Source organism: Leifsonia tongyongensis (assembly GCF_010686705.1).
Lineage (GTDB): Bacteria > Actinomycetota > Actinomycetes > Actinomycetales > Microbacteriaceae > Diaminobutyricibacter > Diaminobutyricibacter tongyongensis.
The window spans coordinates 69,296-90,105 of sequence record NZ_JAAGWY010000004.1 but is presented as its reverse complement, the minus strand read 5'-3'; the positions used below and the strand labels follow the sequence as shown (position 1 = coordinate 90,105).

17 protein-coding genes and 1 tRNA gene are annotated in these 20,810 nt (G+C 68.6%); 10 read left to right on the top strand and 8 right to left on the bottom strand.

The features are described from left to right. Nucleotides 1–42: 42 nt before the first annotated feature. The 7 genes from rho to argS all read right to left on the bottom strand — a co-directional run bounded on the left by rho (nt 43) and on the right by argS (nt 10,072). The gene (gene rho / locus G3T36_RS15980) at nt 43–2,358 is read right to left on the bottom strand and encodes a transcription termination factor Rho (RefSeq protein ID WP_163290826.1); all 2,316 of its coding nucleotides are present in this window, start codon (nt 2,356–2,358) and stop codon (nt 43–45) included. A 247-nt stretch (nt 2,359–2,605) separates the two neighbouring features. Continuing rightward, nucleotides 2,606–3,568 (bottom strand): homoserine kinase, encoded by a 963-nt coding sequence (thrB, locus tag G3T36_RS15975; protein ID WP_163290825.1) that lies wholly within the window; start codon nt 3,566–3,568, stop codon nt 2,606–2,608. Beyond that, a complete protein-coding gene (gene thrC / locus G3T36_RS15970) occupies nt 3,565–4,677 on the bottom strand; it encodes a threonine synthase (RefSeq protein ID WP_163290824.1) in 1,113 nt (370 codons plus the stop codon). Before thrC ends, thrB begins: the two co-directional genes overlap by 4 nt. Then, on the bottom strand, nt 4,677–6,017 hold the full coding sequence (locus G3T36_RS15965; RefSeq protein ID WP_163290823.1) for a homoserine dehydrogenase: 1,341 nt from the start codon (nt 6,015–6,017) through the stop codon (nt 4,677–4,679). Before G3T36_RS15965 ends, thrC begins: the two co-directional genes overlap by 1 nt. Next, on the bottom strand, nt 6,014–7,426 hold the full coding sequence (lysA, locus tag G3T36_RS15960) for a diaminopimelate decarboxylase (protein ID WP_163290822.1): 1,413 nt from the start codon (nt 7,424–7,426) through the stop codon (nt 6,014–6,016). The genes G3T36_RS15965 and lysA overlap by 4 nt, the downstream gene beginning before the upstream one ends. A gap of 143 nt (nt 7,427–7,569) precedes the next feature. Further along, nucleotides 7,570–8,385 (bottom strand): LmeA family phospholipid-binding protein, encoded by an 816-nt coding sequence (locus G3T36_RS15955; protein WP_163290821.1) that lies wholly within the window; start codon nt 8,383–8,385, stop codon nt 7,570–7,572. A 10-nt stretch (nt 8,386–8,395) separates the two neighbouring features. Next, on the bottom strand, nt 8,396–10,072 hold the full coding sequence (gene argS, locus G3T36_RS15950) for an arginine--tRNA ligase (protein WP_163290820.1): 1,677 nt from the start codon (nt 10,070–10,072) through the stop codon (nt 8,396–8,398). A gap of 183 nt (nt 10,073–10,255) precedes the next feature. Here argS and G3T36_RS15945 point away from each other — a divergent pair, with 183 nt between their 5' ends. Continuing rightward, on the top strand, nt 10,256–10,888 hold the full coding sequence (locus tag G3T36_RS15945) for an iron ABC transporter ATP-binding protein (protein WP_163290819.1): 633 nt from the start codon (nt 10,256–10,258) through the stop codon (nt 10,886–10,888). Nucleotides 10,889–10,913: 25 nt separating this feature from the next. Then, a tRNA-Arg gene (locus G3T36_RS15940) sits at nt 10,914–10,986 on the top strand. A gap of 15 nt (nt 10,987–11,001) precedes the next feature. On the opposite strand, the gene G3T36_RS15935 is transcribed toward G3T36_RS15940, so the two are convergent. Then, nucleotides 11,002–11,772: a phytanoyl-CoA dioxygenase family protein gene (locus G3T36_RS15935; protein WP_163290818.1), complete on the bottom strand. Its 771-nt coding sequence runs from the start codon at nt 11,770–11,772 to the stop codon at nt 11,002–11,004. 126 nt (nt 11,773–11,898) lie between these two features. Between G3T36_RS15935 and G3T36_RS15930 the strand changes: the two genes are divergently transcribed. The 8 genes from G3T36_RS15930 to G3T36_RS15895 all read left to right on the top strand — a co-directional run bounded on the left by G3T36_RS15930 (nt 11,899) and on the right by G3T36_RS15895 (nt 20,753). Then, nucleotides 11,899–12,759 carry an AraC family transcriptional regulator gene (locus G3T36_RS15930; protein WP_163290817.1) on the top strand — a complete coding sequence of 287 codons (861 nt, stop codon included), beginning with the start codon at nt 11,899–11,901 and terminating at the stop codon, nt 12,757–12,759. A 30-nt stretch (nt 12,760–12,789) separates the two neighbouring features. After that, the gene (locus G3T36_RS15925) at nt 12,790–13,782 is read left to right on the top strand and encodes an SDR family oxidoreductase (protein WP_163290816.1); all 993 of its coding nucleotides are present in this window, start codon (nt 12,790–12,792) and stop codon (nt 13,780–13,782) included. 171 nt (nt 13,783–13,953) lie between these two features. After that, on the top strand, nt 13,954–15,138 hold the full coding sequence (locus G3T36_RS15920; RefSeq protein WP_338031609.1) for an ROK family transcriptional regulator: 1,185 nt from the start codon (nt 13,954–13,956) through the stop codon (nt 15,136–15,138). Nucleotides 15,139–15,238: 100 nt separating this feature from the next. Continuing rightward, the gene (locus G3T36_RS15915; protein WP_163290814.1) at nt 15,239–16,576 is read left to right on the top strand and encodes an extracellular solute-binding protein; all 1,338 of its coding nucleotides are present in this window, start codon (nt 15,239–15,241) and stop codon (nt 16,574–16,576) included. A 1-nt stretch (nt 16,577) separates the two neighbouring features. Then, nucleotides 16,578–17,558, top strand: coding sequence for an ABC transporter permease subunit (locus tag G3T36_RS15910; protein WP_163290813.1), 981 nt, complete (start codon nt 16,578–16,580; stop codon nt 17,556–17,558). Continuing rightward, nucleotides 17,555–18,457 carry a carbohydrate ABC transporter permease gene (locus tag G3T36_RS15905; RefSeq protein ID WP_163290812.1) on the top strand — a complete coding sequence of 301 codons (903 nt, stop codon included), beginning with the start codon at nt 17,555–17,557 and terminating at the stop codon, nt 18,455–18,457. Before G3T36_RS15910 ends, G3T36_RS15905 begins: the two co-directional genes overlap by 4 nt. A 2-nt stretch (nt 18,458–18,459) precedes the next feature. Further along, complete coding sequence (locus tag G3T36_RS15900; protein WP_163290811.1) at nt 18,460–19,731, top strand: family 4 glycosyl hydrolase; 1,272 nt, start codon at nt 18,460–18,462, stop codon at nt 19,729–19,731. Continuing rightward, on the top strand, nt 19,728–20,753 hold the full coding sequence (locus G3T36_RS15895; RefSeq protein WP_163290810.1) for an N-acetylglucosamine kinase: 1,026 nt from the start codon (nt 19,728–19,730) through the stop codon (nt 20,751–20,753). Before G3T36_RS15900 ends, G3T36_RS15895 begins: the two co-directional genes overlap by 4 nt. Nucleotides 20,754–20,810 lie beyond the last annotated feature (57 nt).

Sequence of the window (20,810 nt, the reverse complement as noted above, 5' to 3'; positions counted from 1 at the left end):
GCCCGGTCGACACAGGGTCGAACCGGGCGGGCACTTATTCAGCTAGCGGTGGTCGTGCTCGCTGGAGTGCGAGTGCGCCGTGCCGTGGGTGGTCGCCGGGGCCGGCATCGACTTCTGCACCTGCATCAGGAACTCGACGTTGCTCGTGGTCTCCTTGAGTCGTCCGAGGACGATCTCGAGCGCCTGCTGCTGGTCGAGGCCCGCGAGGGCGCGACGCAGCTTCCAGGTGATCTTGACCTCGTCGGCGCCCATGAGCATCTCTTCGCGACGGGTGCCCGAGGCATTCACATCGACGGCGGGGAAGATGCGCTTGTCGGCCAGCTGGCGTGACAGGCGGAGCTCCATGTTGCCGGTGCCCTTGAACTCTTCGAAGATGACCTCGTCCATCTTGGACCCGGTCTCGACGAGCGCCGAGGCGAGGATCGTGAGCGATCCGCCGTGCTCGATGTTGCGAGCGGCCCCGAAGAAGCGCTTCGGCGGGTACAGGGCGGATGCGTCGACACCGCCGGAGAGGATGCGTCCGGATGCCGGGGCGGCCAGGTTGTACGCACGGCCCAGGCGGGTGATCGAGTCGAGGAGGACGACCACGTCGTGGCCGAGTTCGACGAGGCGCTTCGCGCGCTCGATGGCGAGCTCGGCAACCGTGGTGTGGTCTTCAGCCGGGCGGTCGAAGGTGGATGCGATGACCTCACCCTTGACCGTGCGCTGCATGTCCGTCACTTCTTCAGGACGCTCGTCGACCAGCACGACCATGAGGTGGACCTCAGGGTTGTTCGTGGTGATCGCGTTCGCGATCTGCTGCATGACGATCGTCTTGCCGGCCTTCGGGGGCGCGACGATGAGGCCGCGCTGGCCCTTTCCGATCGGGGCGACGAGGTCGATGATGCGCTGTGTGAGCTTGCCCGGCTCGGTCTCGAGGCGCAGACGCTCCTGCGGGTAGAGCGGGGTCAGCTTGCCGAACTCGACGCGGTTCTCGGCCTCTTCGAGGGTCTGGCCGTTGATCGAGTCGACCTTGACGATCGCGTTGTACTTCTGGCGGCCGTTGTTCTCGCCCTCGCGCGGCTGGCGGATCGCGCCGACGACGGCGTCGCCCTTGCGCAGGTTGTACTTCTTCACCTGTCCGAGCGAGACGTAGACGTCGCTCGAACCGGGCAGGTAGCCCGAGGTGCGGACGAACGCGTAGTTGTCGAGCACGTCGAGGATGCCGGCGACGGGGATGAGGACGTCGTCATCCGAGATCTCGGGTTCGAGGTCGTCGGTGGCGCCCTGGCCGCGACGCTTGCGGTCGCGGTAGCGGCTGCGGCCGCTGCGCTCGCCGTCGACCTGGAGCTGGCCGGCCGGCCCGTTCTGGCCCTGGCCGTTGCGGTTCTGGCCCTGGCGGTCGCCGCCCTGCTCGCGGTCGCCCTGAGCGCGGTCGCCCTGGGAACGGTCAGCGCGGTCGCCCTGGTTGCGGTCGCCCTGAGCACGGTCACCCTGAGCACGGTCGCCCTGGGCACGGTCACCCTGGGCACGGTCACCCTGGGCACGGTCGCCCTGAGCACGGTCGCCCTGGCCTTCGCGGTCCTGGTTCTGGCCGCCCTGGTTCTGACCGTTGCGGTTACGGTTGCGGTTGCGGTTGCGACCCTGGCGCGGCTGCTCTGCACCCTCGGCCTGGCCGCCCTCCGCCTGCTGCTCGCCCTCTGCCCGATCGGCGCGCTCTGCCTGCTCGTCGCCGGACTCGCCGGGTTCACCCTGCTCGGGCGCACGGTCGGCACGCTCGGGAGCGTTGTCGCGCTGGGCACCGTTGCGGCGGCCGTTGCGCAGGACGCCTTCCGTACGTGCGCCGTCCTGCGTGCTGGGCTGTTCATCCGACGCCGCTTCGGCGCGGGCGCGGTCGAGAAGGGCGTCGACGGCCGGGATCAGGGAGTCGACGCCGGTCGTACCGGAGTTGACGTGCGATCCGGCAGCTACGCCGGCGAGAGCGTCCGCGCTCGTCGCGCGGCGGGGTGCGCGCCGGCGGGGCGCGGAAGACGCATCCGTCGCCACGGCACCCGGAGCAACCTCGGCTGCAGGAATGCCGGCGAGCAGGTCACCCACGAGCGGCTCCGCGATGAGCGGCTCGATCAGGACCTGGGACGCCGCCCTGGCGGATTCGGTCGTTTCGGACTCCGCGGGCTCGGCCGAGTCAGCGGCATCGGCCGCTGCATCACCTTCGCCCTGGTTCTGGATCTCGGAGATGGCATCCACGAGTTCTCCCTTACGAAGCTTGTTGGCTCCCTGAATACCCAGCTGGGCGGCGAGAGCCTGGAGCTCAGCCACTTTGAGAGTCGTCAGTTCGCTCTTTTCCACACCCGGGGCGTGGAGTTTGACATCAGTCACTAAGAGGATTCCTTTCCTCCGACGAGCGTTTTTCGCTGGCGTCTGGAGCGCGTGTCACGTGAACTGCCTTTTTACGCGGTGTGTTCTGATCCACACGGCGTCGGTACTCGGGACGATAGGCCCGGGTACACAGGCAGGAGCGACAGCATGATTGCTAGAAAGTCACCCGAAGACCAGATTCGCTCGTTACGCGGTATCTCCTGGGTTCTGTCACAGTCTAACACCATTGATGATGGTGATTATTCCGTCAGGCCGCGGGCGTGTCGACCGTGCCTGCGGCCATCTGCTGCACCGTCGCGCCCTTGAAATCGACGGCGAGCATCAGGGGCTGCCAGCGCGTCTCCGCCTTCTGGGCGACGAGATCGGCGGCGGCGAGGCGCTGGCTGGGGTCACTGCACAGCACCAGGATCGAAGGCCCCGCACCGGAGACGACGGCCGCGAAGCCGCTGTCGCGGAGGAGGGTGATGAGCCGGTCGGTCTCCGGCATAGCCGAGGCCCGGTAGCTCTGGTGGAGCTTGTCCTCCGTCGCCGCGAGGAGCAGCTCGGGGCTCTGGATGAGCGCCGCCACGAGCAGCGCTGAGCGCGACAGGTTGAACACGGCGTCTTCGTGGGGCACCGAGTCGGGTTGGAGGCTGCGCGCAAGTGCTGTCGACATCACGTGCTCGGGGACGAAGACCAGAGGAGAGACCCCCCGGTGGACGATCAGCTTCTTGAACCGCGGGCCATCGGGTGTGACCCACGCGATCGTGAGTCCGCCGAACAACGCGGGTGCGACGTTGTCGGGATGGCCTTCCATCTCGTTGGCGAGGGCGAGCAGTCCCTGCGCATCGATCTCGACGATCCCTTCGAGCAGACCTTTGGCGGCCATGATGCCCGAGACGATCGCCGCTCCCGACGATCCCATCCCCCGCCCGTGCGGGATCGCGTTGCGCGCGACGAGATCGAGGCCCGGCATCGGGTGCCCGACGGCGGCGAAGGTGTGGGCGATCGCACGGACCACGAGGCTGCTCTCGTCGGTGGGCACCTCGCCCGCCCCGACACCGTGCACGTCGACCGACGCACCCGGCTCGTCGCGCACTCGCACCTCGAGTTCGTCGTACAGCGCGAGAGCGAGGCCCAGCGTGTCGAAGCCCGGGCCGAGGTTGGCGCTCGTCGCGGGGACCTTGACGGTGACCGCGCGGCCCCGGAGGTCACCGGCGGAGTAGGTCACGCGTGTGCTCCCGCCGTCAGGCCGAGCACCTCGGCGATCGCCGTGATGTCGACGGGGACGACGGTGGGCTTCACGTCGGAGCCGTCGGCCGTGCGCAGGGCCCACTGCGGGTCTTTGAGGCCGTGGCCGGTGACCGTCAGCACGACGGTCGCGCCCGCGGGGATCACACCCGCCGCCGAACGCTCCAGGAGTCCGGCCACGCTGATCGCCGACGCGGGCTCCACGAAGATGCCGACCTCGGCGGAGAGGATCCGGTGTGCTTCGAGGATCCTGGTGTCGTCGATGGCGCCGAAATAGCCGTCGCTGTCGGCGCGCGCATTGAGCGCGAGGTCCCACGATGCCGGGTTGCCGATCCGGATCGCGCTCGCGATCGTGTCGGGATCCTTGACGGGGTGCCCGAGCACGAGCGGCGCGCTTCCGGCCGCCTGGAAGCCGAACATCCGCGGCAGCTTCGTCGACTCGCCACGCTTCAGCTCCTCGGAGTAGCCGCGGTGGTAAGCGGTGTAGTTGCCGGCGTTGCCCACGGGGACGATGTGGAAGTCGGGCGCGTCGCCGAGCACCTCGACGACCTCGAACGCCGCCGTCTTCTGGCCTTCGATGCGGTCGGGGTTGACCGAGTTGACCAGGTGCACCGGATAGTTGGTGGCCAGGTCGCGCGCGATCTCGAGGCAGTCGTCGAAGTTGCCCTGTACCTGGAGCAGCTGCGCATTGTGGGCGATGGCCTGGCTGAGTTTGCCCATCGCGATCTTGCCCTCCGGCACCAGCACGACGGCCTGGATGCCCGCATGGGTCGCGTAGGCCGCGGCCGACGCCGACGTGTTGCCGGTGGAGGCGCAGATGACGGCCTTGGCGCCGTGCTCGACGGCTTTGGAGATGGCCATGGTCATGCCGCGGTCCTTGAACGAGCCGGTCGGGTTCATCCCTTCGAACTTGACGAACACGTTCGCACCGGTCCGCGCCGACAGCGCGGGGGCGGGAAGGAGCGGCGTCCCACCCTCGCCCAGGGTGATGATCGGCGTCGCGTCGGAGATGTCGAGGCGGTCCGCATACTCACGCAGGACTCCGCGCCACTGGCGGCTGTTCGGGCGGGGGGTGAATTCTGCGGGCATTACGATCCTTCGACTCGGAGAACGGATGCGACGGCGCTGACCACATCACTCGCGCTCAGCGCCTCCACGGTGGCCGCGAGCGCGGCCTCCTCGGCTTCGTGGGTGCCGATTACAAGGGTAGCGGTGGCCGCGCCCAGCTCCTGACCGGGGAGTGCGGGAACGGGGGTGCCGGCGATCGACTGCTGCACGGTCTCGACGGATACGCCGCCGTCGCTGAGGATGCGCGCGACGGTGGCGAGCACACCGGGCTGGTCGACGACCTCGAGCGTGATCTGGTAGCGGGTGATGACCTGGCCGATGTCGAGCACCGGAAGCTGGGCGTGCGTCGACTCCGCGACGCCGGGCCCGCCGACGACGTGGCGGCGCGCGGCCGAGACCAGGTCGCCGAGGACGGCGGATGCGGTCTCCACTCCCCCGGCGCCCGCCCCGTAGAACATGAGATCGCCCGCCGCAGCAGCCTGGACGAACACCGCGTTGTGGGCGCCGTGCACGGCGGCGAGCGGATGCGTCCTGCTGATGAGCGCGGGGTAGACGCGAGCGGACACGCCTTCGACGCCGGTCACCGGGTGGACGATGCGCTCGCAGATCGCCAGAAGCTTGATCACCGAGCCGTTGGCCCGCGCAGCCTCGACCTGCGCCCGGTTGACCGACGTGATGCCTTCGCGGTAGACCGACTCGATCGGCACGGTCGTGTGGAAGGCGAGGCTGGCAAGGATGGCCGCCTTCTGCGCCGCGTCGTAGCCGCCGATGTCGGCCGTCGGGTCGGCTTCCGCGTAGCCCAGCTCGGTCGCCGTGGCGAGGGCGTCTTCCAGGGTGTCGCCGTCGACGTCCATGCGGTCGAGGATGAAGTTCGTCGTGCCGTTGACGATGCCGAGGATGCGGTTCACGCGGTCGCCTGCGAGGCTGTCGCGCAGCGGCCGGATGATCGGGATGGCGCCGGCGACGGCCGCTTCGTAGTAGAGCTGCGCGCCGACCTGCTCAGCGGCGTCGAAGAGTTCGGGACCATGGGTGGCGAGGAGCGCCTTGTTGGCCGTGATCACATCCGCCCCCGAATTGAGCGCGAGCAGCACATAGCTGCGCGCCGGCTCGACGCCGCCCATCAGCTCGACGACGATGTCGGCGCCGAGGATGAGGGACTCGGCGTCCGTCGTGTAGAGGTGCCTGGGCAGGTCGACGTCACGGGTCGCGGTCTCGTCCCGGACCGCGATCCCCACGATCTCGAGGCTTGCGCCCACCCGCGCGGCGAGTTCGTCGCCGTGCTCGAGCAGGAGCTTCGCCACCTGGGAGCCGACGGAGCCGGCGCCGAGGAGCGCGACCCTGAGGTTGCGGTATTCGATCATGCGGATGCTCCTTCGCGGAATCCGGCGTCGCGCGCCAGCAGGTCGGCCTCGGTCTCGCCGCGGACGATGACGCGGGACGCCCCGTCGCGCACAGCGACCACCGGTGGCCTCCCGAGATAGTTGTAGTTGCTGGCCAGGGACCAGCAGTATGCGCCCGTCACAGGGACGGCCAGCAGGTCTCCCGGCCGCACATCACCGGGAAGATAGTCGGCGTCGACGACGATGTCGCCGCTCTCGCAGTGCTTTCCGGCGACCCGGACGAGCTCCGGCTGCGCGTCGCTGACCCGGTCGGCGATGCGCACGGCGTAGTCCGCGCCGTAGAGTGCGGGGCGCGCGTTGTCGCTCATGCCGCCGTCGACGCTCACATAGCGCCGGACCGCGGTGACCCCCTCGTCGCCGGTCGAGACGAGGACATCCTTGGTCGTGCCGACTGTATAGAGAGTGAACCCGGCGGTGCCGATGATCGCCCGGCCCGGTTCGAAGGCGACGACCGGCACGGGGATGTCGAGGGTCGCGCATCCGGCCGCCACCACATCCGCAATGCGGTCCGCGAGCTCTCCGATCGGGGACGGGTCGTCGCTGGTCGTGTAGGCGATCCCGAATCCGCCGCCGAGGTTGAGTTCGGGCACCGGACCCTCGGCGAGCAGTTCGGCGTGAACGGCCAGGAGCCGCGCCGCCGACTCCGCGAACCCGTCCGAGCCGAAGATCTGCGACCCGATATGGCAGTGGAGCCCGACGAAGTCGAGGCCGGGATTCGAGCGGATGCGCGCAACGGCATCCGCCGCGTCACCGAGCGCGATGCCGAATTTCTGGTCTTCGTGCGCTGTCGCCAGGAAGGCGTGGGTGTGGGCGTGGACGCCGCTGTTCACGCGCAGCCGCACCCGCTGCACCCGCCCGTGCCGTGCTGCAGCCTCTGCCACCCGCTCGATCTCTTGCACGCTGTCGATCACGATGGCGCCGACGCCGACGGACACCGCGCGGTCGATCTCGCCGACCGACTTGTTGTTGCCGTGGAATCCGAGGCGCCCGGGGTCGACGTCCGCCGCGAGCGCGACCGCGAGTTCGCCGCCGCTGCAGACGTCGATGTTGAGGCCGGCCTCGGTCATCCACCGCGCGATCTCGATGCTGAGGAAGGCCTTGCCCGCGTAGTAGACCTTCGCCGCCGACCCGACCCGCGCGAATGCCGTTGTGAAGGCGTCGCGGACCTCGGCGGCCCGCTCTCGTGCGTGGAGCTCGTCGACCACGTAGAGCGGCGTTCCGTAGCGGCTCTGGAGCTCGCCGACGCCGACCCCGCCGACAGTGAGTTCGCCGCTCGACCGGGTCACGGTCCGGGACCAGAGCTCGGGTGAGAGCGCGTTGGCGTCGTCGGGGACGACCAGCCAGTGCGGTGCGAGCGGGTTCGGGGCCACGGGGAAAACCTCACGGGTCGGGACGAGTGGGGGTCTCTCGGGGCGAGCGGACCCGGCTTGGTCCCTGAAGCCAATGGAGAACAGACGCGTCAAGCGCGTGGTACCGGAATTCTAGCGATGTTCGGCGACCGGCTTCGACTTCGTTACGAACAGGTGCCCTTGGTCGCGAGCGTCGACTGCGAGAGCACCAGATCCTGGGCGGACAGGTGGATGGTCGCCGCGCCCGGATTGACGGTGACGTCGTCGACCTTGACACCGGCGGGCAGGTACTGGGCGACGCAGACCGAGAGCGGCTTCGAGCCGACGACGGTGCCGAGCAGGCGCGAGAGATCGAGGTTGCCCCCACCTGTCGTCACCTCCGCCTTGGTGGGCCTCAGCAGGATCGAGTCGCCGTCGGCGGTCGGCTCGACGGTCACCTTGTAGCCGATCGGGAGACCGAGCACCGTCGTGCTCCCGTCGTACTGGAGCGTGCCCTCGCCGAGGGTGACGTCCCCGGTGGCACCCGGCAGGCGCAGCAGGGAGTTGACGGACGACTGGCTGATGGTGATCGTCCCTGTCAAAGCGGACACCGGTTTCGTCAGGTCGACGGGAACCCCGTTCGCGACGACGGATGCGGACAACGGGATCGACTGGACGGTCAGCTGGGGCGCATCCAGTTCGACCTTCTCGAACGTTCCGGACAGGTACTGGGCGATCACGGACACGCCGCCGATGTGCACGGTGACGTCGCCCGTGACGACATCGGGCAGGTTCTGCTCGATCTCGGCCTTCACACGGCCCTCCGCGTACGCACGGGCCACACCGTCGGCGACGAAATAGAGCACGAGGAGCACGACGATGGAGATGCCGATCCACAGCATCGCCCGGAGCCCGCGCCTCCGCCTTCGGGGTTCGGGCACGAACGGCTGGGCAGGGGGAGATGGGGCGAGCGGTTCGGTCGGCTGGGTCGCGTCCGTCATCGCAGCATCCTCACATGCGGTCGGGCGCGGACACTCCGAGGAGGCCGAGCCCGTTGCGGATCACCTGGCCGGTGGCGTCGTTCAGCCACAGGCGGGTGCGGTGCAGGTCGGTGATGGGCTCGTCGCCCAAGGGGATCACCCGGGTCGAGTCGTACCAGCGGTGGTAGAGGCCGGCGACCTCCTCGATGTACCGGGCGACACGGTGCGGCTCGCGCAGCTCGGCCGCCAGGGCGACCACCCGCGGGAACTCCTGGAGGGCGCCGAGGAGCGCAGACTCCGTCTCGTGGGTGAGCAGTTCGGGCGCGAAAGCACTGTGGTCGACGCCGCCGGTCTCGGCGTTGCGCGCGACGGAACGGGTGCGGGCGTGCGCGTACTGCACGTAGAAGACCGGATTCTCGTTGGTGCGCTTGCTGAGCAGGTCGAGGTCGATGTCGAGCTGCGAATCGCTCGACGACCGCACCAGCGCGTACCGGCCGGCGTCGACACCGACGGCGTCGACGAGGTCGTCGAGCGTGACGATCGTCCCGGCGCGCTTGCTCATCTTCACCGGCTCGCCGTCGCGCAGCAGATTGACCATCTGGCCGATCAGGATCTGCAGGTTCACCCCGGGCGTGTCGCCGAAAGCTTCGACCGCCGCCATCAGGCGCCCGACATAGCCGTGGTGGTCGGCACCGAGCATGATCAGGTTCTGTTCGAAGCCGCGCTCGCGCTTGTTCAGGTAATAGCCCAGGTCGCCCGAGATGTACGCGGGCTCCCCGTTGCTGCGGATGATCACTCGGTCGCGATCGTCGCCGAACGTCGTCGTGCGCAGCCACACCGCGCCGTCCTCTTCGAAGATGTGACCCTGCTCACGGAGGCGTTCGATCGCATGCTCGACGGCGCCGGACTCGTGCAGGGAGTCTTCGTGGAAGTACACGTCGAAGTCGACGCCGAACCCGTGCAGTTTCGACTTGATCTCGCCGAACATGAGCTCGGTGCCCATCGAACGGAAGACCTCCTGCTGCTGGTCGCGCGGCAGGCTCGCGAGGTCGCCGTCGAAACGCTCGACCACCTGCGCGGCGATGTCGCCGATGTACGCTCCGCCGTACCCGTCCTCCGGGGTGGGCTCGCCGAGGTACGCGGCGAGAAGGCTGCGGGCGAACCGGTCGATCTGCGAACCGTGGTCGTTGAAGTAGTACTCGCGCGTCACATCCGCCCCCTCGGCTGCCAGGATGCGGGCGAGACTGTCGCCGACGGCCGCCCAGCGGACGCCGCCCATGTGGATGGGGCCGGTCGGGTTCGCCGACACGAACTCGAGGTTGATGGGGATGCCGTCGTAGATCGATCCGTTGCCGAAGGACTCGCCGGCGTCGACGATCGTGCGGGCGAGCTGCCCGGCGGCGGCCGCGTCGAGCCGGAAGTTGATGAAGCCGGGGCCGGCCACCTCGGCGGACGCGACGCCGTCGATCCCGGATGCGGCCTCCGCGATCTCCGACGCGAGCTCACGCGGGTTGACGCCGAGCGGCTTCGCAAGCCGCATCGCGACGTTCGAGGCCCAGTCGCCGTGCTCGCGGTTCTTCGGACGCTCGAGGGGAACGTCGGCGATGGACAGGACGACGGGCGCGGAGCCGGGCTCGGCCGCGCGTCGCCGGTCGACGATCGCGGTCACGATGTCGAGCAGGGAGGCGGAAAGGTCGGCTGGAGTCACAGGGACCGATTCTACCGGGCGCCGACTGTGGGCCCGGCGAGAGTCCGGCGCATCGATTCCGCAACGAAGCCGGTGTCTGGTCGGTTGCACCCATCCGCGCTTGATAAGGTCGCGGAGACGCGCGACGGTGCGCGACTCACCAGACCATTCCGCACATCCGCATCGCACAAGGAAACTCCCGACATGGTTGAACCGACCCGCAATCGATTCACAGGTCTCGCTCGAACGGGCGCTGTCCTCCTGGTCGTGGCCGGCACGATAGCCCTCAGCGCCTGCGCAGGCGGGGCCAAGCCGGCGGCAACGGCGACGAACGCCGCATCGTCCACCCCGACAGCGTCGGCGACGCCCACTCCGACGCCGACTCCCACGCCGTCCGATCCGCCGACGCCCGTGACGCTCACGTGCGACCAGATCGTCACACCCCAGCAGGTCTACGCGTACAACCCCAACTTCGGCGCCGATCCCGGTTACGCGCCGACGTCCGGATCCCTCGAGGCCTCCGTCGTCGCCGACCAGGGCGTGGCGTGCGGCTGGCTCAACCAGACGAGCGGCGACGTGATCGAGATCGCGGTCGCAAAGCCGCCGGCGAGCGAGCTGGACGGGCTCAAGAACACGGCGGTGACCAACAGCCAGCCGGTGCCGACGTACGGAATCCCGCCGCAGGTCGAAGGCTACTTCGCGATGCGCGGCGCCAAGGGCGAGGTGCAGATCTTCACCGGCGCCTACTGGGTCGTCGCGAATTCACCGGCGTTCCAGGAGCCCGGCGATGCGGCACCGCTCATGCAGAACGTACTGGACAACCTGCCCAAGCAGTGATGCTAACCTAGTGCTCGCACTCCTGGCCCCCATAGCTCAGGGGATAGAGCGTCTGCCTCCGGAGCAGAAGGCCGTAGGTTCAAATCCTACTGGGGGCACTTTTTCACCCGTCCCTACCGCGGGAGCGGCGGGAACTCTGTGTCCGGCAGCCGGTCGCCCCGTGCGAGGCCGAGCCCGTCGGTGACCGGATGCTCACCACCGCTGAACGTCACAGCGCGATCCACGTAGATGTTCACCTGGGCCCAGCGGAACTCGTCGGTGTCATTCGCGTTGGCCGTGTGGGGCGTATACCCGTTGTGGAATGTGACGTCGCCGGCGCGGAGCGGGATCGTGACGCGCGGCTCCCAGACGAGGTCCGGCGCTGCGCTGAAGAGGTCCGTGCCTCCGGTCAGGTCGATCGCCCGGATGTCGTGGCGATCCTGCTGGGCCGGGATGAACGTCATGCAGCCGCGCTCCACCGTCACGTCGGTCAGCGCGATCCACGCCGACAGGCTGTGCCGCGCGTTCTCGTGCGGCCAGTACGGGGCATCCTGGTGGTACTCGGTCTTCGCTCCGTTGTGCGGCGCCTTCACCAGCAGCTGGTCGTGCCAGAGGCGCAACGGCACCCCTGCGAGCTGCGTCGCGATGGATGCGAGGTCGGCGTTGAAGGTGAGCTCGCGAAGCACGTCGTCCGTCTTCCAGACCTGGATGATCTGGCGGAAGATGTTGCCGGCGTACGCCAGCCCGGTGTCGGCGTCGTAGCGCCGCGCAGCCGCCTCACGGTACCGGTCGACCTCGTCGATCGTGAGCACCGACGGGATGTGGGCGAACCCGTCGCGTCGATAGGACGATACGAGGTCGGCGTCGAGAAGGAACGGGGTCGAAACGAGATCGGCACTGGCCATGGTTCGCACCTTTCGGGAAGAGAATGCGGCGGATGCTCGCACTCGATTCTTCATCGGCGCGCCGGTCCACCCGTAGTACGATGCGACCGACTACTAGCACGATTACGCATCTGACGGGAGCGGTGGATGGAACTGTACCGGCGTCGCGACGTCTTCGTCGCGCCCGACGAGGAGGTCGGCGCCGCCCGCGTCGAGGTCACGCACGACGTCGGGGAGCACACGCACGACTTCATCGAGATCGCCTTCGTGACGGAGGGGCGCGCGCACCATCGCGCGGCCGACGGTACCCAGCTGGTCGAGCGCGGCTCGGTCGTGCTGGTCAGGCCCGGAAGCTGGCACGCCTACGAACGGCTGGAACCGCTGACGGTCGTGAATCTCTACGTCGCACCCGAACTGCTGCACCGCGATCTGTCCTGGATCCTGGAGCATCCCTCGCTCTCCTCCGCGCTCCTGCGGGGAGGCGCGACGACCGCGTCGATCTCGCCGGATGCGCTGGAACGGGCATCCGAGTGGCTCGGCCAGCTGGAAGCGCTGCCCAGCCCGCGTCGCCGCCCGTCCCTGCTGGGGCTGACGACGTGCATCCTCGCCGAACTGGTCGACGCGGAGTTCTCCGGCACGCCGGCGGATGCTCGTGCGCCGTCCCCGTTCGTCCGTGAGGCCATGGCGCTTCTCGCCGACCGGCTCGACAGCCCCTGGACCGTCCCAGCACTGGCGCAGGCGACGCGGATCTCGGCACCCCACCTCCAGCGGTCCTTCCGCAGCCAGGTCGGGATCTCACCGATGGCGTGGCTCGACCAGCTCCGCGGCGAGGCTGCGGCACGGCTGCTCGTGCAGACCGACCTCCCGATCTCCCGGATCGGGCGTACGGTGGGCTGGGTAGACCCGAACTACGCCAGCCGTCGTTTCCGCGCCCTGTACGCGGTGACCCCGACCGAGTACCGCCGTCGCTTCTGGGGCGCGACGCGGGATGCGTCGGGGCTACGCTGAATCGGTATGGGGAGAGAAGGAGTCGGACGCATGGCCGCGACACGGACGCTTTTCATCGGGGGAACGGGAGTGATCAGCTCGGCGTGTGTCGCCAGGGCGGTCGAGAAGGGGCACGAAGTCACTGTGCTCACCCGGGGACGTCCGACGAACCGGCCGCTCCCGAGCGGGGTGGAGGAGCTGCACGCGGACATCCGCGATCCGCAGAGCGTGCACGCCGCCCTCGGAGAACGCAGCTTCGATGTCGCCGCCGAATTCCTCGCATTCACTCCCGAGCACATCCGCACCGACCTCGAACTCTTCGAGGGCCGCGTCGGGCACTACGTGTTCATCAGTTCGGCGTCGGCCTACCAGAAGCCGCCTGCACGGGTCCCTGTCGTCGAGTCCACTCCCCTGCGCAATCCGTTCTGGCAGTACTCGCGCGACAAGATCGCGAGCGAGGACCTCCTCGTCGAGGCCTACCGCGAGCGCGGGTTCCCGATGACGATCGTCCGGCCGTCCCATACGTACGACCGCACCATGATCCCGACGAGCGGTCACTGGACCGACCTCGAGCGGATGCGCCGCGGCGCCCCCGTCATCGTGCACGGCGATGGCACGAGCCGCTGGACGATCACGCACAACACCGACTTCGCCGTCGCCTTCGTCGGTCTCCTGGGTCGCCCCGAGGCCGTCGGCGACTCGTTCCACATCACGTCCGACGAGGCGCCGACGTGGGACCAGATCTACTGCTGGCTGGCCGAAGGGCTCGGCGTCGAAGCCGACCTCGTGCACGTCGCCTCGGAGACGATCGCGGCCGCTGTGCCCGCACTCGGTCCGGGTCTCATCGGCGACAAAGCCCACTCGATGGTGTTCGACAACAGCAAGGTGAAGTCCCTGGTGCCGGAATTCCAGACCCGTGTCGCCTTCGCACACGGTGCGGGTGAGATCGTCGACTGGTATCTCGCCGACCCCGCGCGACAGCGTGTCGACCCCGACCTCGACGCCGCGTTCGACCGCCTGGCCGACCACGCCCGCTCGATCTGACCGGGCACCCCTGACCGGGCACCCCTGACCGGGCACCCCTGACCGGGCACCCCTCACCGGGTCGCGGGTCGTGTTCGAACATCATCTTTACTATTAAGAAACTTTCCTGATACATTCTGGACACAGTCGTTCCAATGAATGCAGTCGTTCCAACGAAGGGATGTGCGGAGAGTGAGTCCGAAACCGGTACGCGGGACACCGTCGTGGCTTCGTGAGACCAACGACCGCACCGCGCTCGCCCTCCTGCTCGAGCACGGAGTCCTCACGCGCACCAGGATCGGCGAGCTCTCCGGCCTCTCCAAGCCCACGGCGGCCCAGATGGTCGCCCGCCTCGAAACGGCGGGGCTGATCCACGCCGTCGGTGAAGTGTCCGGTGGACGCGGACCGAACGCGGCGAGCTACGCCGTGCGCACCGATCGCGTGCTCGGCGTCGCCATCGACATCAACTACCAGGTCATGCGGGCCACCGTCGTCGACGCGAGCGGCCACGAGCATCCCACGATCAGCCTGACACTGTCGCGGTCCGCGCGTGAACGCTCCGCGGCGACGGATGTGCGGACCGCCATCGACGCAGCCTGCGACGCAGCAGGTGTCACCTCCAGCGCGGTGCAGGCCGTGAGCATCGGTGTGCAGGGCGCCCTCGATCCGCGCACCGACGAGCTGAGCTTCGTCGAGACCCTTCCGGGCTGGCCGCGCAAAGGCATCCGCCGTCACCTCGAAGAGGCGCTGGGCATCCGGGTGCACATCGACAACGACGTGAACCTCGCCGCGCTCGCGGAGCGCTCGGAGGGCGCCGGCGAGGATTCGAGCGGGTTCGCACTGCTGTGGATGGGCGACGGACTCGGACTGTCCATCGACCAGGGCGGCGTCGTGCATCGCGGCGCATCCGGAGGCGCCGGCGAGATCGGATACCTCCCGACTCCGAAATCCGCCGGAGCGCTCGACCCCGAGGCTGCCGACCTGCAGGACCTGATCGGCGGCCCGAGCGTCGCGCGCATCGCACGGTCCCACGGGCTGCGCGGTCGCGGCTACGCGGCACTCGTCGAGGCGATCGCGACGGCTCCCGAGCGCGAGGCGGTCCTCCACGACCTGGCGCCGCGCATCGCGGTCGGAGTCATCCCGGTCCTGGCCCTCCTCGATCCCGAACTCGTCGTGCTGGGCGGCCCCACCGGCCGCGCGGGCGGCGACCGCCTCGCCGAACTCGTCGGACACCACGTTCGGCGAGCGTCCCGCTGGACAGCCACCATCGTCGCTACGGGCGTGGCCGAGCATCCGGTACTCCGCGGAGCGCGCGAGCACCTGCTCGCCGACGTCCGCAACTCGCTCTTCTCCGAGGTCAGCCGCATCACAGCCTGACCGTCCTGCACCGCACCAACAACAGCCGGCCGTGCCTCGCCAGCGTCGAAGAAGCACCGAAGGGCACCGGCCAACAAACAAGAACAGTGAGGAAGACACAGTGAAACACCGTTCCCGTCACATCATCGCCGCCGTCGCGGTCACCGCGGCAGCGGCACTGACCCTCGCCGGGTGTTCCGGCGGAGGCAGCAGCACGGCCTTCGAGTCGACGACGCCGTCCGATCTTTCGGGCACCGTCTCGTTCTGGCACTTCTTCTCGGACCGCGAGGCGAAGGTCATCCAGTCCGTCGTCGACGACTTCGAGAAGAAGTACCCGAAGATCAAGGTCCAGGTGCACTCGGGCCAGGACGACGAGAAACTCCGCAAGGCGATCGCAACCGGCAGCAAGGTCGACGTCGGACTGTCCTACTCGACCGACATCGTCGGCAACTTCTGCTCGACCGGTGCGTTCCGCAGTCTCAACAAGGTGATCGCGCGCGACAAGATCGACATGAGCCAGTTCTCGCCGACCGTCAAGAGCTACACCGAGTTCGAGGGCAACCGCTGCTCGATGCCCATGCTCGCCGACGTCTACGGCCTCTACTACAACAAGGACCTGCTCAGCGCGGCTGGATTCAGCGCACCGCCGAAGACGCTCTCCGAGCTGGAGTCCATGGCCCAGAAGCTGACCACCTACAACCCGGACGGCTCGATCAAGACCCTCGGCTTCAACCCGACCATGGGCTGGTACGAGAACGCGGCGGCGCACTACGGCCCCGCGGCCGGCGCCGAGTGGCTGAAGGCCGACGGCACCAGTGCCATCAGCTCCTCGCCGGGCTGGACCGAGCTCATCAACTGGCAGAAGGCCTTCGTCGACAAGATCGGCTGGGACAAGCTGAACACCTTCACCTCGGGCCTCGGCCAGGAGTTCTCGGCCGACAACGCCTTCCAGAAGGGCAAGGTCGCCATGAACATGGACGGTGAGTACCGCACCGCATTCATCGACGACCAGGCGAAGGGCCTCCACTACGGGACGGCGCCCTTCCCGACCGCGGACAACCACACGGACCTGTACGGCGGCGGCTACATGACCGGCAACATCATCGGCATCTCGAAGGGCTCGAAGAACCCGGAGCTGGCGTGGGCGCTCCTGAAGTACCTCACCACCGATACGGGTGCCGTGGTGAAGCTCGCGAACGGCCTCAAGAACGTGCCGACCACGAACGACGCGCTCAACTCCCCCGACCTCCAGGTGTCCGACCAGTACAAGACGTTCCTCGACGTCGCCGCGAACAAGAACGTCTCCACCACCCCGGCGAGCCCGCTCGGCGCCGGCTACCAGCAGTCCTTCCAGGACTGGTGGAACAAGTACCAGAGCGAAGGCGGCGACGTCCAGGCCGGACTCAAGAGCGTCGACAAGCAGATCAACGACGCGCTCGCACTCGTCTCGGGTCCGTGACGTGACCTCCACCACCACACGCGGGGGGCGGCCGGCCACCACCGGCCGCTCCTCGCGGGCGAGGAGGAAGCGCAAGCTGGCGACGCTCGCGCTCCTCGCCCCTGCGCTCCTCGGCCTGCTGATCTTCTTCGTCTACCCGCTGATCGCATCCGTGTACTACTCGTTCACGCGATTCGACCTCGTGTCGGCGCCGCAGTGGATCGGCCTGCGCAACTACGTCTACCTGTTCACCCAGGACCCGAACGTGTGGACGGCCACCGTCAACACGCTGTGGTTCATCGTGTTCTGGGTGCCCGCGAAGCTCGTCTTCGCGCTGCTGATCGCCGGGCTCCTCGCGCGGGCGAAGAAGGCGTCCGGCGCCTGGCGGACGATCTTCTACCTGCCGGCGCTGGTGCCTCCGGTCGCGAGCGTGGTGGCCTTCGTCTTCCTGTTCAACCCGGGCACGGGCCCCGTGAACCAGATCCTGAAAGTGTTCGGCATCCAGGGTCCGCTGTGGTTCAACGACCCCGCCTGGTCGAAGCCGTCGCTGGTGCTGCTCGGCATCTGGGTCATGGGCGACATCATGATCATCTTCCTGGCAGCGCTCCTCGACGTGCCGCGCGAACAGTACGAGGCAGCGGCGCTCGACGGCGCCAACGGTGTGCAACAGGTGCGGTACGTGACGCTGCCCAGCATCTCGCCGGTACTGCTGTTCGCCCTGATCACCGGGGTGATCGCGGCAGTGCAGTACTTCACCGAGGCGGCGGTCGCGTCCGGTGTGGCGTCAGGCAAGGCCGTCGTCGGCGAAGGCATCGGCAACAACATCGGCTACCCCGACCAGTCGCTTCTCACCTACACGCAATGGCTCTACGTCCGCGGCTTCAGCACGTACCAGCTCGGCTACGCGTCGGCTCTCGCGGTCATCCTGTTCCTCGTGTCCAGCGCGATCCTCATCCTCCTGCTCCGCCGGTTCAAGGCGTTCACCCCCGAAGGCGCACAATGACCTCCGCAACGCTCACCGCGAAACCCGCCCAGCCGCCGGCGCCACCGGCCCCGAAGCGACGCACTCCGCCTCTGCGCGGGCGTCGCCTCCTGGGCTGGATCGCCGAACACACGGTGCTGGTGGCGCTCGCCGTGATCTTCATCGCACCAGTCGTCTTCGTCGTGCTGACCTCGCTGATGTCGAGCGACCAGACGCTCACGGCCTCCCTGTGGCCGCAGCCGTTCGTCTGGAGCAACTACCTCACCGTGTTCCAGACCGTCCCGCTGCTGCAGTGGTTCGGCAACTCGGCGCTGTATGCCGTGCTCGCTACCGCCTTCATGCTGCTCTCGTCCGTCCCGGCGGCGTACGCGCTCGCGAAGATCAAGTTCCGCGGCGCGAACGTCCTCTTCACCGCGATCATCATCGCGATGCTGCTCCCGCCGCAGGTCACGGCCATCCCCATCTATGTGATGTGGTCGCAGCTGAACCTGACCGGGACGCTCTGGCCGCTCATCCTGCCCAACCTGCTCGGTGACGCGTTCTCGATCTTCCTGCTGCGACAGTTCTTCCTGACGATCCCCAGCGAATACGCCGACGCCGCGCGCATCGACGGCTGCGGTGAGTTCGGTGTGCTCTGGCGCGTGATGATCCCGATGGCGAAGCCGGGCATCGCGGCGACGGCGATCTTCATGTTCTTCAACTCGTGGAACGACTACTACGGCCCACTGCTCTACACCTCGGAGAACGCGGACAACTGGCCCGTCGCCTACGGCCTGGCGTCGTTCCGCGGGGTGCACGGGACGGACTGGGGGCTCACGATGACCATGACCATCCTCGTCACGGTCCCCGTCGTCCTCATCTTCTTCTTCGCCCAGCGCGTCTTCGTCGAGGGCATCACACTGACCGGCGTGAAGGGATAGCCGTGAAACTCGCTGTCGTCGGGGGAGGTTCCACCTACACCCCGGAACTCATCGACGGGTTCGCCCGTATGCGCGACCTGCTCCCCATCGAAGAGCTGTGGCTGGTCGACACCGACCCCGAACGGCTCCGCCTCGTGGGAGGGATGAGCGAGCGCATGTTCCGCGCGGCCGGCCACACCGGGCGCATCGTGCCGACCGGCGACCTCGTCGCCGGGGTGTCGGACGCGGATGCCGTGCTCATCCAGCTGCGCGTCGGAGGCCAGGCCGCACGCCACGGCGACGAGACCTTCCCGCACGAGTGCGGCTGCATCGGGCAGGAGACCACCGGCCCCGGCGGGTTCGCGAAAGCGCTGCGCACGGTTCCGGTCGTCCTCCGGGTGGCCGAAGCGGTGCGTGCGCACGCGAAACCGGATGCGTGGATCGTCGACTTCACCAACCCGGTCGGGATCGTCACGCGCGCTCTTCTCCAGGAGGGCCACCGCGCCGTCGGCCTCTGCAACGTCGCGATCGGATTCCAGCGCCGGTTCGCGAGCCTGCTCGGCGTCGACCACACCGCGATCAGCCTCGGCCACGTCGGGCTCAACCACCTGACCTGGGAACGCGCGGCCTACGTGACCGACGAGAACGGGACGCATGACGCGCTGCCCGGCCTGATCGGCGACCACCTCGGCACGCTGGCCGAGGAGATCGAGCTTCCCGCATCGCTGATCACGCTGCTCGACTCCGTGCCGTCGTACTACCTGCGCTACTACTACGCCCACGACGAGGTCCTGCGCGAACAGCTCGGCTCCCCCACACGCGCCGAGGCCGTTCTCGAGGTCGAACGCGCGCTGCTCGACCTCTACGCCGACCCTGCGGTCGACACGAAACCGGATGCGCTGGCCAAGCGCGGCGGCGCCTTCTATTCGGAGGCGGCTGTCGACCTGCTCGCCTCCCTGACGTCGGACCGCCGCGACACGCAGATCGTGAACCTCCGCAACAACGGTGCGCTGCCGTTCCTGCCCGACGACCACGTGATCGAGGTTCCCGCGGTCGTGGGCGCGGACGGGCTCACCGCACTGCCGATCGAGCCGCTCCCGGCGGATATCGCCGGCCTGGTCGTCCATGTCGCGGGCTATGAGCGGCTCGCCCTCGACGCGGCCGTGCACGGAGGACGCGACCGGGTGGTACGGGCGATGCTCGCGCATCCGCTGGTCGGGCAGTACGACAAAGCCGAGAAGCTCACCGACCTGCTCATCGACCGCAACCGCGAGCACCTGGCGTGGGCGCGATGAGCGGCGGGTACCCCCGCGACGGCGTCGTGCTCGCCGTCGACGGCGGCGGCTCGAAGACGGATGCGGTCGCTCTCGACCTCGCAGGCAACGTGCTGGCGAGCGCGCGTGCTGCGACCTCGAGCCCCCACATCATCGGCGTCGACGCGACCATCGCGCTCATCGACGGGCTCGCCAACGAGATCGTCGAGCAGACCGGGGGCCGGCCGATCGTGCAGTCGAACATCTACCTCTCGGGTCTCGACCTGCCGGCGGAGGTGGAGGCGTTCTCCCGTTCGATCAGCGCATTTCCCTGGGCATCCGGTGCGACGGGGCGACCAGCGATCGTCGAGAACGACCTGTTCGCCCTGCTGCGCGCGGGAACGAACGAGGCCGATGCGGTGGCCGTGGTCTGCGGCACGGGCATCAACTGCGTCGGTGTCCGCGCCGACGGTGCGGTCGTGCGGTACGCGTCACTGGGGATGATCTCGGGCGACTGGGGCGGCGGCTGGCACCTGGGCGAGAAGGCGCTCTGGCACGCGGCGCGCGCCGTCGACGGTCGTGGACCCGCCACATCCCTCGTCGAAGCGGTTCCCGAGACATTCGGCCTCGCCGACGTCCAGGCGGTGATCGAAGCAATGCATTTCGGGCGTCTCCCGAACGCCGAGCTGTCGGCCCTGAGCCCGGTGGTGTTCCGGGCGGCGCGAGAAGGCGATGCCATTGCGGGGCGACTCGTCGACCGGCAGGCGGAGGAGATCGTCGTGTTCGCCGAAGCCACGCTGCGCAAGCTCGGACTGCTCGACCGGCCGACGCCACTGGTGCTCGGCGGCGGCGTGATCGGCGCGCGCGACGAGCGGCTCCTGTCCGGGATCGAGCGCGGGCTCGCAGCGCGTGCTCCACGCGCCCATATCGAGCTGGTCACTGCAGCGCCGATCCTCGGCGCCGGACTGCTCGCCCTCGAGGCGGTCGGGGCCGGACGGGAGGCACTGGAGACGGCGCGTGCCGGGCTCTCATCACGCCAGGCCTCGGTCTCCGTCTCGGGCTGAGGCTCTCGGGGCCGGCCATCGCGGGCTGAGGCTCTCGCGGCCGGCCGTCGCGGGCTG

Coding starts and splice junctions, on each gene's coding strand:
- thrC (WP_163290824.1), bottom strand. CDS start 4,677: ATGCCCGCAGAATTCACCCCCCGCCCGAACAGCCGCCAGTGGCGCGGA.
- G3T36_RS15905 (WP_163290812.1), top strand. CDS start 17,555: ATGACCTCCGCAACGCTCACCGCGAAACCCGCCCAGCCGCCGGCGCCA.
- G3T36_RS15935 (WP_163290818.1), bottom strand. CDS start 11,772: ATGGCCAGTGCCGATCTCGTTTCGACCCCGTTCCTTCTCGACGCCGAC.
- G3T36_RS15930 (WP_163290817.1), top strand. CDS start 11,899: ATGGAACTGTACCGGCGTCGCGACGTCTTCGTCGCGCCCGACGAGGAG.
- G3T36_RS15895 (WP_163290810.1), top strand. CDS start 19,728: ATGAGCGGCGGGTACCCCCGCGACGGCGTCGTGCTCGCCGTCGACGGC.
- G3T36_RS15945 (WP_163290819.1), top strand. CDS start 10,256: ATGGTTGAACCGACCCGCAATCGATTCACAGGTCTCGCTCGAACGGGC.
- G3T36_RS15955 (WP_163290821.1), bottom strand. CDS start 8,385: ATGACGGACGCGACCCAGCCGACCGAACCGCTCGCCCCATCTCCCCCT.
- G3T36_RS15925 (WP_163290816.1), top strand. CDS start 12,790: ATGGCCGCGACACGGACGCTTTTCATCGGGGGAACGGGAGTGATCAGC.
- G3T36_RS15965 (WP_163290823.1), bottom strand. CDS start 6,017: ATGATCGAATACCGCAACCTCAGGGTCGCGCTCCTCGGCGCCGGCTCC.